At 26.1% G+C, this 13,762-nt stretch carries 13 protein-coding genes; 5 read left to right on the top strand and 8 right to left on the bottom strand.

The annotated features are described in order from the left end of the window. Nucleotides 1-10 precede the first annotated feature (10 nt). Nucleotides 11-1,576 carry an RNA polymerase sigma factor gene (locus tag DA803_RS01160; RefSeq protein ID WP_211305581.1) on the top strand — a complete coding sequence of 522 codons (1,566 nt, stop codon included), beginning with the start codon at nucleotides 11-13 and terminating at the stop codon, nucleotides 1,574-1,576. Nucleotides 1,577-1,629: 53 nt separating this feature from the next. Further along, nucleotides 1,630-2,499 carry a deoxyribonuclease IV gene (locus tag DA803_RS01155; protein WP_114190811.1) on the top strand — a complete coding sequence of 290 codons (870 nt, stop codon included), beginning with the start codon at nucleotides 1,630-1,632 and terminating at the stop codon, nucleotides 2,497-2,499. A 32-nt stretch (nucleotides 2,500-2,531) separates the two neighbouring features. Here the strand turns inward: DA803_RS01155 and msrB are convergent, their stop codons facing one another. The 7 genes from msrB to holA all read right to left on the bottom strand — a co-directional run bounded on the left by msrB (nucleotide 2,532) and on the right by holA (nucleotide 8,978). After that, complete coding sequence (gene msrB / locus DA803_RS01150) at nucleotides 2,532-3,485, bottom strand: peptide-methionine (R)-S-oxide reductase MsrB (protein WP_114190810.1); 954 nt, start codon at nucleotides 3,483-3,485, stop codon at nucleotides 2,532-2,534. A 126-nt stretch (nucleotides 3,486-3,611) separates the two neighbouring features. Continuing rightward, nucleotides 3,612-4,646, bottom strand: a complete 1,035-nt coding sequence (locus DA803_RS01145; protein WP_114190809.1) for an aminopeptidase P family protein — start codon at nucleotides 4,644-4,646, stop codon at nucleotides 3,612-3,614. 15 nt (nucleotides 4,647-4,661) lie between these two features. Then, nucleotides 4,662-4,814, bottom strand: coding sequence for a 50S ribosomal protein L33 (gene rpmG / locus DA803_RS01140; RefSeq protein ID WP_114190808.1), 153 nt, complete (start codon nucleotides 4,812-4,814; stop codon nucleotides 4,662-4,664). A 92-nt stretch (nucleotides 4,815-4,906) separates the two neighbouring features. Then, nucleotides 4,907-5,818: a CDP-diacylglycerol--glycerol-3-phosphate 3-phosphatidyltransferase gene (gene pgsA, locus DA803_RS06095; protein WP_114190807.1), complete on the bottom strand. Its 912-nt coding sequence runs from the start codon at nucleotides 5,816-5,818 to the stop codon at nucleotides 4,907-4,909. Then, complete coding sequence (locus tag DA803_RS06090; protein WP_114190806.1) at nucleotides 5,811-6,377, bottom strand: MHJ_0274 family protein; 567 nt, start codon at nucleotides 6,375-6,377, stop codon at nucleotides 5,811-5,813. Before DA803_RS06090 ends, pgsA begins: the two co-directional genes overlap by 8 nt. Nucleotides 6,378-6,465: 88 nt before the next feature. Beyond that, the gene (locus tag DA803_RS06085) at nucleotides 6,466-8,007 is read right to left on the bottom strand and encodes an alpha-amylase family glycosyl hydrolase (RefSeq protein WP_114190805.1); all 1,542 of its coding nucleotides are present in this window, start codon (nucleotides 8,005-8,007) and stop codon (nucleotides 6,466-6,468) included. Nucleotides 8,008-8,018: 11 nt separating this feature from the next. Then, nucleotides 8,019-8,978 (bottom strand): DNA polymerase III subunit delta, encoded by a 960-nt coding sequence (gene holA, locus DA803_RS01120; protein ID WP_114190804.1) that lies wholly within the window; start codon nucleotides 8,976-8,978, stop codon nucleotides 8,019-8,021. A 96-nt stretch (nucleotides 8,979-9,074) separates the two neighbouring features. On the opposite strand from holA, the gene DA803_RS01115 reads away from it, so the two are divergent. From DA803_RS01115 to DA803_RS06080, 3 genes are all read left to right on the top strand, one after another. Next, nucleotides 9,075-9,812: a YebC/PmpR family DNA-binding transcriptional regulator gene (locus tag DA803_RS01115; protein WP_114190803.1), complete on the top strand. Its 738-nt coding sequence runs from the start codon at nucleotides 9,075-9,077 to the stop codon at nucleotides 9,810-9,812. Between the two features lie 167 nt (nucleotides 9,813-9,979). Beyond that, on the top strand, nucleotides 9,980-10,498 hold the full coding sequence (locus DA803_RS01110; RefSeq protein ID WP_114190802.1) for an MAG0490 family ComEA-like DNA-binding protein: 519 nt from the start codon (nucleotides 9,980-9,982) through the stop codon (nucleotides 10,496-10,498). Next, nucleotides 10,423-11,763, top strand: coding sequence for an MAG0480 family ComEC-like protein (locus tag DA803_RS06080; RefSeq protein WP_371845394.1), 1,341 nt, complete (start codon nucleotides 10,423-10,425; stop codon nucleotides 11,761-11,763). The genes DA803_RS01110 and DA803_RS06080 overlap by 76 nt, the downstream gene beginning before the upstream one ends. On the opposite strand, the gene ligA is transcribed toward DA803_RS06080, so the two are convergent. Beyond that, nucleotides 11,749-13,758: an NAD-dependent DNA ligase LigA gene (ligA, locus tag DA803_RS01100; RefSeq protein WP_114190800.1), complete on the bottom strand. Its 2,010-nt coding sequence runs from the start codon at nucleotides 13,756-13,758 to the stop codon at nucleotides 11,749-11,751. The genes DA803_RS06080 and ligA overlap by 15 nt on opposite strands. Nucleotides 13,759-13,762: the final 4 nt, after the last annotated feature.

The raw sequence follows: 13,762 nt of genomic DNA, 5'->3' as shown, positions 1-13,762 counted from the left end.
AAGGAAAAATATGAAATCTAATTCAAAAACAAAAAACAATTCAATAGAAGTTGATAGCGTTGAAATGAGCAATTCAATTGATTTAATTATTGATATTATGAAAGAAGAGCATAAAAAAGTTCTGAAAAAAAATAAAAAATTTCTAACACAAGATGATGTCTTCAAAATTCTTGAAAAAAAGAAATTATATATTGATGATGCTGAAGCTGGTGAAATTCTTGAAAAATTAATCAAGAATAAAATTATTGAGGATGAAGTTGATAGTGGCGACAATGAAGATACTTTATTAGATGGTAAAGAAATTCAAGATGATGAAGAAATATTTGATGAATCAAAATTAAAGGAAATTGATGAGGAAATAATTGATGAAGACATTGATGTCGAAACTGAATATGATGATAGCAGCATTATTATGAAAGATGATCTAGATTTACAAGATGATGAATACGATGAAGACACCAAATATATTGCTAAAGATGGCTTTGATTATGAAGACGAAGAAGAAATTAATTATGATTTAGATGATGATTATGAAGAGCATGATTATCATAGGGGCGGAAAAAAAGATTTTGAAGCAAATAAACTTCTAAAAGAATATGATTCTGATGATATTAAAATTCAGAGTGATAAAGATACCTCTACAGCTGACAATGCCTTAGCCAATCGCTTAACTGAAACAAACGATATTGTTAAATGGTATATGAGATGAATTGGGAAATACGGAAAATTATTAACTCCTAAAGAAGAAAGAGAACTTGCAATAAAAATGCAAGAAGCCAAGGATGCCGGCAATACTTATCGTTACAAAAAAGCTCGTGACATGTTAGTTAAGAGAAATTTAAGACTTGTAATAAATAATGCGAAAAGATATAAAAATCGTGGGCTTTCTTTCATTGATTTAATTTCAGAGGGTAATTCAGGAATTATGAAATCAGTTTCTAAATATGATTACACCAAGGGATTTAAATTTTCAACTTATGCTACATGATGAATTAGACAAGCCATTACTAGAGCGGTTGCTGATCAAGCAAGAACCGTGAGGGTTCCAGTTCACATGGTAGAAACAATTAATAAAATTTTAAAAATTGAAAGAGAATTGCAACAAGAAAATGGTTTTGCTCCATCGGATGAAGATATTGCTAAAAAATATGGTGGAGATTTCACCGCTGATAAAGTTAGATATATCCGAAAAATCAACATTGATCCAATAAGTTTAGATAAAAATATTGGTAAAGAAGAAAATTCAAGTTTTTCTGATTTTGTTAAAGATGAAAGCATTATTTCTCCAACTAATTTTGCTAGCCGTGAAGAATTAAGCGTTATTTTAAACGAAATGATTGAAGAAGGTTTAAATGATATATCAGACCGTGAATTAATTAGAAAACGTTATGGTATCAATGATTTAAAGGGAAATAACTACTATCCTCATACTTTAGATGAATTAGCTGAGGAGTTAGGTGTATCTAAAGAAAAAGTAAGACAAATTGAAACTAAAATTTTAAGAAAATTAAAACATCCTCAAAAACGTAAAAAATTAAAAGAATTCTTTGTTAACGAAAGTTATGATCTAGATTAATTAAATGTATATTATCGATTTATATAACATTAAATATTTAAAAAGGAAATAATATGATTAAACTAGGTAGCCATATTTCTTTTAAAAAACCTGATTATCTAATTGGTGCTATTGAAGAAAGTTTAGAAAACGGTGCTAATGCAATGATGATTTATTTAGGGCCTCCACAAACTACTTTGAGAGTTGATCCTTCGCAGTATAACTATGATAAATACCTGCAAAAATATTCATCAGTAATTCCATCGGAAAATATTGTTGTTCACGCTCCATATATTGTTAACCCAGCAAGTCCGGCAAAGCACAAATTCGCAATTGATTTTTTGATTAGCGAAATTAAAAGAATGAACACAATTAAAGCAAAATATTTAGTTTTGCATCCCGGCTCTTCAACAGAGTATTCAAAAAAAGATGCTCTAGAAACTTTAGTTAAAAGTTTAAATGAAATAATAGCGGCAACAGATGATGTTATTATCTGCCTTGAAACCATGGCTGGTAAGGGTTCACAAGTATGTTCTTCGTTTGAAGAAATAGATTATATAATCAAACAAGTAAATAGTGAACGTGTTGCTATTTGTCTTGATACATGCCATGTTTGAGATGCAGGGTACAATATCAAAAATTATGACGATTTTAAATCTTATTTAGTCGCTCATGATTATTTAAAGTATATAAAAGTAATTCATTTAAATGATTCTTTAAATGAACTTGGAGCTAAAAAAGACCGTCACGCTAATTTGAACAAGGGTTTTATTGGATTAAATACACTTAAAAAATTTGTGTTTGATAAAGATTTTCAAAATATCCCAATTATTCTTGAAACTCCTTATGTTGATAATAAACCAATTTATAAACAAGAAATTGAAATGCTGTTAGATGACATTAAATTAATTAATGCAACTGAACAACAAGAAAAGTTATTTTAAAAAATCTTACCGCTTTTAAGGTAAGAATTTTTTTATTGGTGTTTTTCAACTTCTGATTTAAAGTATGGAAGATAATTTTCGTAAACACTATTTTTTAATTTTTCAACAGGAATAAAGTTTAGTGCTGCTCCATTAATACAATATCTTAATCCACCACGTAATTTAGGTCCATCTTCAAATACATGGCCTAAATGTGAATCTTGAATTCTTGATGTAGTTTCAATACGATTCATGTTGTGTGAGAGATCTTGATTGTAGCTAATTGAATCTGTGGTAATTCCTTTGGTAAATGAAGGTCAACCACAACCTGAATCAAATTTATCATCACTAATAAATAATGCTTCTTTACTAATTTTATCAACAAATAAACCAATTGCTTTTTCGTCATTTAATTTTGAAGTAAATGGTCTTTCTGTAGCTTTTTCTAACATTACACTTCTTGAAAGTTCATCTAATTCCATATTTTCAATTTCATTTAGTTGAAGTTTTTTAAATTTAGAAAGTGGCATAGATAAATTGCTTAAGTTAATGTGACAATATCCACCAGGGTGTTTTTCTAAATATTTTTGGTGACTTTCTTCAGCTTGAATGAAATTACTTAATTCTTCAACTTCTATTACAGTTTTTTTACCATTGTGATTTTTTTCATAGATTTCTAATGTTAATAGCGCACATTTTCTACTATAGTCATCAACATAATAAATTCCTGTACGATATTGTCTTCCAATATCATTTCCTTGTTTATTAATTGAATAAGGATCAACTAATAGTAAAAATCTTTCTAAAATTTCTGCTAGGTTAATAACATTAGGGTTGTATTCTATTTCTACAGTTTCAGCATGATCGGTATTTTTAATTTGATAGTAACTAGTTTCGGTGGTAATGCCATTTGCATATCCCACTCTTGTACTAATTACTCCTTTAATTTTTGAAAAATATGCTTCCATTCCTCAAAAACATCCACCTGCTAAGTATATTTTATTCATAATACTCCTCCATTTTTGTTCTATTGATTACTTTTGTAAAAAGTAATTACATAAATTATAATGCTATATTAATCAAATAATAAAAAAATATCCCATGATAAAAGATATTTTTATAGTTATATTTTATTACTCTAAGCTACTCAAAATTTTATGGCCATCGCTAGTTACTAGAATTGTGTCTTCCATTCTAACACCGCCTAGACCTTCGATGTAAATTCCAGGTTCAACTGTGATAATCATACCTTCTTCTAGTATAATGCTTTCAACTTTTCGACCTACACCTGGCATTTCGTGAACATCAATTCCAACACCGTGGCCAGTTGAATGGATAAATAATTTACCATATCCTTTGTTATCAATGAAATCTCTACAAATTTTATCAATTTCATTAGCTTGAATACCAGGCTTAACAGCTTCAATTCCTAATTTTTGAGCTTCTGTTACAATTTCAAGAATTTCAACTAATTCTTTTTCTTTTGGTTTTCCAAAGAAGAATGTTCTAGTTATATCACTAGCAAATCCTTTGAATTGGGCACCAAAATCAACTTTAACAATATCACCATCATTTAATTTACGATTTGTAGGGTGATGATGAGGCTCAGCAGCATTTGAACCAAAAGCAACAATAGTGTCAAAACTTTCTTTTTCAGCTCCAAATAATCTCATTAGATATCCTAATTTATTTGAAACTTCAAGTTCAGTCATTCCTTCTACTAATACTTTTTTAAGCTCTTCAAAGGCTTGTAAAGAAATTAAACAAGCTTCTTTAATTTTTTCTATTTCTTCTTCATCCTTTACAATTCTCATTTCTTGTGCTGTTATTGAAATTTGTTTTGCTTTAGGTAAAATTGATTCTAAATAATCTAAAGTTTCAAGAGTTGCATATTCTTTTTCTACACCAATTTTTGCATAATTTTTCTTTGCTAAAAAAGTTTTAAAACTGTCTCCTTCTAATAAATGAACCTCAACATTTTTTGCGTTCTTGGTTACATATTCAATATATCTACCATCAACAAAAAGATAAGCTTTTTCAGGTTCAATTATTAGATATCCATCTGAAGTTTGAACATTTGAATATCATAAACGAGTTTGCGGAGAGCTAGAAATAATTGCGTTCACCTTTGTTTCTTTAAAAATATTTTCTAATTTTGTTTTTAACATTTTTACCTCTTTAAATTATTTTTTCTCTTTATGAGCAGTGTGTGAATTACATTTTGAGCAGTATTTTGTTACTTCCATTTTATCAGGATGCAATTTCTTGTTTTTCTTTGTTATATAGTTTTCCATTTTACAAGTTTCACATCTTAAGGTTAATCCTTCTCTTGGCATATATGCACCTCCTATCAATATCTTCAATTAAGTATATTGAATATTATAAATGTTTTTTGTTTTATTGTTTGTTAATACATAAAAATCTTATTTTAATCAAAAAATGGGTCATCAGCAATATCTTCACCAGATTTTGATTCTTTATTATCTTTAGTATTGTTTTGATTATTAATTGGCTTACTTGATTTAATTTCTTCAATTTCAGGTTTTTTACTGCTTTCATTTAGCGGTCTAACTGTATCATTTGTATTTTGTTGATTAGTCATGTTTAATTTAGAAGATGAATTAGCATTTTCATTTAATGAATTTTTAATTCCTTTTAAATATTTTGACATATAGATTATTCCACTAACTCAGGCAACAATCAAACCTAAAATTAATGGAATATTAGCATAGAATTTTAAGTATTTATTGTTATCTTCTTTGCTTATTTCATAACCGTATAATCAAGGGCCGGCAAAAGCTATGATAATTAATGATAAAGAAACAACAATAGTTTTAGCTTTTCCTCATCAATTAGCGGCGATTTTAATATCTTTTTTAGCAGCATATAATCTTGAACCATCTACCATTATGTCTCTTATGATAAATAAAACTACAATTGGAAGATAACTATAATTTGCTATTGATAAAAATATCATCATTAAAACTGTAGCTATTTTATCAGCAATTGGATCAAAAACTTTTCCAAAAGTGGAAACGGTTTTAGTTTTCCGAGCATAATATCCATCGACAAAATCGGTAATCATAGCTGCAATAAATAATCCGACGTTAAGTCAATACATAATCGAAAGCGACACCGCATGTTTATTTTCAGAAATTATTTTTATTCCTGAATAAGCAAAGCTTCCTCCACCACTCAAAATTAAGGCTGATGAAGCTGATAAAATACAAATAAAGGGAATCATGATTAACATTCGCGTTACAGTTAATCAGTTTGCGATACCAAATTTTGATTTTATTTTTTTTGTTTGTGATTTTGAATCACTTACATTTTTATTCATAATATTTCTCCATAATTGATTTTCTAACCAGATCTAGATATTCTGATTTCTTATTTCCCTCAGGCACTGATTCGTATTGCTGTTTAAAAAACTCCAAAGTTTCGGGGATTTTTTTAGCTCACAAATTACATTGCACTAAGTTAAGACTATCTACATTATTTATAAAAGCTTTATATTCATTCTTTTCTAAAAAAGAGGTTGAGAAATCTTCACGGTTAATTAATTTCTGTAATAATTTTTTTGAACCATTTTTAATTTCTCCCATTTTCCGGTTAGAATCACCTTTCATGAATTTGTCTAATTCATTTTGAGTGAATATAATAATCTCCTGAAAACTCAAAATATATTCATAATATAGAGATAAAATCTTTTTGGCCTTTATTTGTTCAACTTTTTCAGCTTTTTTCTTATATATTTTTCCTTTTATTACTTTTCAAATAATGTAGGCAATTAGAAAACTAAGAAGAATTCCTAGCAATACATATAAAACTGTATTACCAATGCCTCCAGAAGGTTTTACTTCTGAAGATTCAGCAAATTTTGCTAAAAAATTATTCATATTACTCCTTACATACTAGAATTAAATTATATATTATTAATTTTGAAAACAAAAATATAATTAATAAACACTAGCAACTCAAATTAAATTAACTAATAATTTCATTTTCTTTAATTAATATAAGACTTTCGAATGGACATAGATTATTAGGAACTGATGAATAAAATTTGTCATGATATGTACTTAAAATTATTTTATATTCATCATTATTTCTAAACGTTAAGTGTTTAGCTGTTAAATTTATAACAAACATAATGATTTTATTATCACTCAAGCGGTGTTGAATTTTTATAATTCCTTTTCTATGTGAAGAGATTGCAATTGTTGAATCTCCTAATAGTTTAGAGTCATTTGACTTAAAAATAAACTCATATAACTCTTTTAAAAAAATCAATGGGCTGCTTTGAGTTTTTAGCTGATAATCAACATTGGTAATATTTAATTTTATTGGACTTAAAATCAAGCTGTTTTTATTTTCATTTGATCTACTAATACCACTCATTTCGTTTCAAGGCATTCAAGTATAAGAACTTCATTTATTTTGAAATGCTTGTGCCTTAAAATATTCTTCATTTGATATATTATTAGCTTGATAAAATCTTTTTTCTTCATTGTAATTTTCATTATTGAAATCATAGGTTTTTCTAATTTTGGCTCGTAAAATTCCTAACTCATCGCCATAATATATTCCCACTGAATTATGAGCAGCAAACATTATCATTAAAAAAGTTTTTGCCGCCTCATAAATATATCCGAGTTCATTACCTCATCGTGAATTTATTCTTCCAACATGATCTGCCCCCAATGTTAGAATTATTCGTTTATCATCAGTAAATGGTTTATATTCTTTTAAAAAAATTTTAAAATTAAATTTTTGGAGTTTTGCTTTTTTAAAATTATTAGTTAGTTGATTATTTGCTAAAAAATTTAGATATAGATAATCAAAACATTGTTTTTCTAAATTTAGCATTTTTTTAAAAATTGGTTTTTTAAAATAGGAGTTCTTTAGAATAACGGTGATATCAACATTAATTCTTTTAATGATTCGATACACATCTTGTAAAAATTGAAATTTATTTGCTTCATCCAAATTGTTTTCATCAATTAAAAAATCAAAATTGGAAATTATAATTGTCTTCACCTTACATTGTGCATAGAAACTAACTACTTTAGTAAGATATTTAATTAAATTTGACAGAGCGTCAAGGCTTGTGTTTTTATCATTATCATTAATCAAATATGTATCTAGCGATGTTAATTTTTTAGTATTGTTATTATCATTGCTTAATTCATACAAATCTAACATATTATTTAAATTGATGTATGATTGTTTAATTTTACTAATATCTATTATTGGAGCAATTTCAATATCAATTTCGCGAAATTGATTTACACATGATACAAAATTCGAAACTGAACCATAGCGCTTTTTTATTTCTTGTAATTCGAATTTATTTTGATACTGACTAAGAATATCGTTAATTGCCAAAACATTGATATTTAGACTTTTCAAATACTCTTTTTTTGATAGAAGTCCATTAAAATCTCCGAAATTACTTCCATTGCTATCACAAAAAGTTTCTAGTTTAATTTCATATAATAATATTCGTGGTGTTGCATTTTGTAGCATAATATCTCCCTTTATTTAATTAGATTTAACATAAATCATTTTAATGCCAGTATTTCATCTGTATTACCTTTTTTGATTTCTAATTCTAATTTAGCAAGTTCCTGAATTAAAAAATTCAATTTTGTAGTTGTAAATTTATTAATGAAATCTTGAAATAATTTTACTCTATAAATGTGCATATTTAGCTCTGTTGAAATTTCTTCTTGAGTAAAATGGTTTGATCTAAAGATAGCTATGTTTTTGGCTGTAACTAAAATATTAGCAATTTGCGAAATTATTTGTGTTGGAGAAATGCCATAGTTTAATTGTTCATTGTAATGTAACATAATAATATGTGGTGGTAGTTGTTTTAAAATGGCATCTGTAAATGAAAAATCAATATTTGTTGATGAAGCAACACTACTATTGATTATCATTGTCTCAGTAATATGATTGTTTTGAAGTAATAACTTATCAATTTCACTACTAATTAAACTCATATCATTTGGAACCATTACTAAAAATTGTGATAAAGCAAATTCGTCAATTGTGCCTTTTTTAGCTAAAACCATTTTTTTAATATATGCCGCTAAATCTCTATCAGGAATTTTATTAGCTTCAATGACGGTTGCTTCTTTTTCAATAGCTTTAAACGTATTTGATGGCGCAAAATTTTTATCATATTTTTGAATGTCTTGAGTAAATATAATTGTACAATCTTCAACTTGATTTTTGATAAGTGATAAAAATTCATTAATTTCATTGGGGTTTGTTTTAATTTTATTATTGAAAAAATCGGCATTTTCAATAATGATTACTTTTGGAGTGTTGAACATATCAGAATTAAAAATCGCATCAGATAATTCTTCTAAATTAATTAATTGATAAAAATTATAAATTTCTAAATCATTATGTTCTTTTTTTAGTTTTTCAATTATCTTATTAATTTCGAGCTTAATAAAATAATTTTCATTTCCTTTAATTAAATACATATACCTTATTATAATCAATTCTTAAATATACTCGATTATTTTTTTGATATAATAAACATTAATTATTTACAACAGCAAATTTATTAGGAGAATAATATGTCAGGACACTCAAAATGAGCGACAACAAAAAATCACAAGGCGGCAATGGATGCTAAACGAAGCAAACTTTTTCAAAAATTTTCAAAAGAAATTATTGTTGCTGCTACAATCGGAGGACCAGACCCGGACTCTAATCCAAGTCTAAAATTAGCAATTGCTAAGGCAAAAGCTAAAAGTATGCCCAAATCAAATATTGAAAAAGCAATTTCGAAAGTTGCCGGTGGCTCAAAAGAAGGTGCCAATTTTCAAGGTTATTTATATTCAGGAACAGCATTTGGCGGTGTTAATTTTTTAGTAAGTTGTTTAACTGATAACTTTAATCGGCTATCATCAAACATCAAACACTATTTTAATAAACATAATGGCCAATTAGGAAAACAAGGAACCATTCCATATGTTTTCGATCAAAAAGGTTTAATTGAATTTTCAAATGAATTAGCAAATGAAGAAGAAGTTATGATGACTGTTTTAGAAGCTGGAGCATCAGATTTTGTCAATGAGGATAATGTTTATACTATAATAACTGATCCATCTAATTTTCAAAAAGTTAAACAAGCCGTTGATGAAAATTTCAAAATTGAAAATTATCTTACAGCAGAAGTTACTTATTTAGCTAATTCTAAAATTGATGTACCAGAAGAAAAATTTAATCAAATTGAAAATTTCGTTGATGATTTAGAAGATGATGAAGATATTCAAGAAATATGACACAACGCTAATCCAGTTAGTGAGTAAAATTATGTTAGAAAAAATCACAATTAAACAAGGTTGTGATTTTTAATTTATTCATATGCTTTTGAACACTGTATTTTCAAAAAATTAATTATTATTTTTTTATTATATTTTTCTTAAAAATCAAATTTAAATTTAATAGTAATTCATAATATGAAAAAGGAAATATTATGAAAAAAGGCAAAAAAATAATTTTTATATCAGTTGGTTTCGTTATATCATCACTAATTGTGTTATCTTCTATAGCAATTCATAGCAATTTTTTTGCTAAGAGCAAACTAAAAGAAAATTCAAATAATGATAACGAATCAAAATATATTACCGTGAGAATAGATGGCGCTGTTTTATATCCTGGTGATTATTCATTAAAATTTGGAGCAACGATAAATGACCTTTTAATTAAAAGCAAATTAAAATTTGGAGCTAATTTAAATAATGTAAATCGTCAAGAAAAATTAAAAGATAATCAAAAAATATTTATTAAAGAATTTAGAAATGTAAAAAAAGAACTTAAGTATTTTAAAAATGCTTCAGATTTTATTAATTTAGGAATTAGAAAGAAAATTGCGGTATTAATTATTAGTCATTTAGAGGAAAATGATTATAAAACTACCTGACAAGAATTGGCAAAAATCAATGGTATAGGAGAAAAAACATTAAAAATTTTGCAAAACAATATTCTTTTATAAATTCCTTTATTTCAGCCACGATCGCAGCATTAGTATTTCTACTGTTATTGTGAAAAATTAATTTACCGATTTTCATTGCATTAATTATTTTTATATCAGCTATCAATATTCTCAATTGAAGATATTGAATTTTATTATTTTGATTTATGTTGTTATTTTCAATTGCTTTTTTAGCTTTCAAGTGAATTATAAACTCTTATGATAATGTCAAAATTAATGCGAAAATAAACATTATTAGAATTTTTGATAATTCAATAATTGCGAAATATAAGAATTTAAAACTATTAATAAATAACATTCGAATAAAAAATGATGCTTTTTTCAAATATAAAATTTTTGTTGATGGAAAAATATCACTTATAAAAAATTTAAGTTCCTTTAATTTAAGTCAAGGAACATTTCTACAACTAATTATTGACAAAAATAATTATGTAATTGAAAAAATTCCGATAATTAACTTTGGATATCATCATTCCATTGTTAAAAAATATTTATTTCTAATTTTATTGAATGTGTACGACGGAAAAGATCCAACAATAATGAAATTAAAAGAGCTGAATATTTTTCATTATTTTACAGTTAGTGGATTTCATTTTGGGTTAATTTTTCTAACAATAAATTATGTAATGAAAAAACATCGAATTTCTTATTTTATTGCGATTTTTTTACTATTAATTTATTTAATTATTCTTAATTTTCCCATTAGTGCTACTAGGGCTTTTATATTTATTTTTATATACTCAATAAATAAACTTTATTTGAAAAATAAAATTTCAAATCTAGCAATATTATCAATGACCGCTTTAATTACAACATTGTTTAATATATCAAACATTTTTAGTTTTGCTTTTATTTTATCATATGGAATTACCATGATCATATTCATTTCTATTGAACTTTTTACCTTTATTAAACGAGAATGACTAAAAAATTTATTAATTCTTTTTGTGGCATACATTTTTTCAACTTTAATTAGTATTTCAATTAATGATCGAATTAACATACTTGGTTTTATTTATCAACTTTTATTTTTACCTATCGCTATTATTTCGTATTGCTTTTCACTATTTTTTTGATGAACTAATTATTTAACTTATTATTATTTTATATTTCTAGAAGCATTCATCAATTTTATTCATAGAGGAGTTTATATGATTAATGTGATAAAACTACCATTCTTGGCTATTATTTTGAGTTTTGTTTTTTATGAAATTTATGAGCTAAAATTGTTAATAAAAAAATGAAAGCATTTAATCTCTCATTAGTTCATTAAATTCATTTTCGTTAATTATTTTTACTCCTAGGCTATTGGCTTTTGAAAGCTTTGATCCTCCGTCGTGACCCGCCAGTAAATAAGTTGTTTTAGATGATATTGAATTTTTTAAAATTCCACCATTAGTAATAATTAAATCTTCAAAATAAGATCTTGGTTTTGAAAGAACACCAGTTATGACAAATGAACAATTCTGAAATTTGGTATTCTTAGCATAATTTATATATTTTAAATTAAGACCTTCATTCAGTAAATCATTGACAAGTTTAATATTATCTTCATTTTTAACTCATTCGATAATCGAATTAGTAACTTTTTCTCCAATTTCATTATATTTCATTAAATCCGAAAAATTAAAAGTAACAAATTTGTTGAATTCTTTTACTTCAGATGCTATTAGTTTTGCAACCTTAGCACCTATTAGTTTAATTGACAACGCAAAAATTAACTTTTCTAGTGATTTGTTTTTAGTTTCTTCGATGGCATCAAGAATTTTTAGTACTGATTTATTTCCTAATCTTTCTAATTTAACTAATTCATCTTTAAAGTTTTTAAGCTTATAAATATCTGGTGGTGTTGATAGTAGTTTATTATCAATAAGAAGTTCAATATTTTTTTCTCCTAATGAAGCAATATCCATTGCTTCCTTTGAGCAAAAGTGAATTAACTTTCTCCGATTTATTTCTGGACATTTTGGATTGACACAGAATTGTTCAAGTTGTGAATTTGAATCTTGTAAAGGTGAATTACAATATGAACAGAATAAAAATTTACTAAATTTAGAATTATTATCCTTATTTTTTTTCGAAGCTAGGCCAATAATACATGGAATAATTTCGCCAGCTTTTTTGACATAAACTAAATCATTTTCATTTAAATTTAAATCGTCAATGTATTGAAAATTATTGAGTGTTGCATAGCTAACTAATGATCCTGATAATTCAACTGGCTCAAGTAGAGCATTATAGGTGATTAATCCAGTTCTACCCGTTGTTATAAATATTTTTTTAAGAATTGTTATTGCTGTGTCTGGTTCATATTTAAAAGCTATTGCTGAATGTGGAAATTTTGATGTTGATCCTAATTTGTTATAATATTTTATCTCGTTTAATTTAATAACGATGCCATCAGTTTCATAATTCAATAATTGTTTAATATTCTTAAATTCATTAATATACTTTTCAATTTCTTGAATGCTAGTGATGTGTTTGACTTCTTTTGAAACCATAAATCCTAACGAATTTAAAAAATGAAATGATTGCTCCATAGTCTCAATTTGATGTTGAGTTGGATTAACTACATAGTATAAAAATGCTGATAAATTTCTTTCTTTAACAATTTGTGAATTTAATTGTCTCAATGTTCCTGCGGCAGCATTTCTGGGATTTGCTAATTTTGCTTTTCCTTTTGAATCTAATTCTTTATTTAGATTATTAAATTCTTCAAGCGATAAATATATCTCTCCTCTAACTTCTAAATCATTAGGATAATTAATAGTTTTAGGAACATCTTTAATTTGCAGAACATTTTCAGTTACATCTTCTCCAATTTTTCCATCACCACGAGTAAGAGCTTGAAATAATTTGCCATTTCTATATTTGATGGAAATTGAAATACCATCAATCTTAGGTTCGATAAAAAAACTATATTGATCAGTAATCTTGGCAATGTTATCAATGAACTTTTTAATTTCATCAATTGAATAAGCTTTATTCAATGAAAGCATTGGACTATCATGTCGAACTTTTTTAAAAATATTTGAAGCAGATGAGTTGATTTTTTGTGTTGGTGATGATTTTAGTTCATCATAAGAAAAATAGTGAGCATATTGCTCTTCTAATTTTTTTAATTTATTAAATTCAATATCGTAAACTGAATCGGGAACAGACGGATTATCTAAATCATAATATGCTTTATCTCATTCGTTAATTTTTTCTCTTAGTTCAAAAACTTGTTTTCGTATTTCATTTTTTTGTTTTTCTTCCATTTTT

The organism is [Mycoplasma] phocae, from assembly GCF_003332325.1.
Lineage (GTDB): Bacteria > Bacillota_I > Bacilli_A > Mycoplasmatales > Metamycoplasmataceae > Metamycoplasma > Metamycoplasma phocae.
This window is presented reverse-complemented; position numbering and strand designations above follow the sequence as displayed.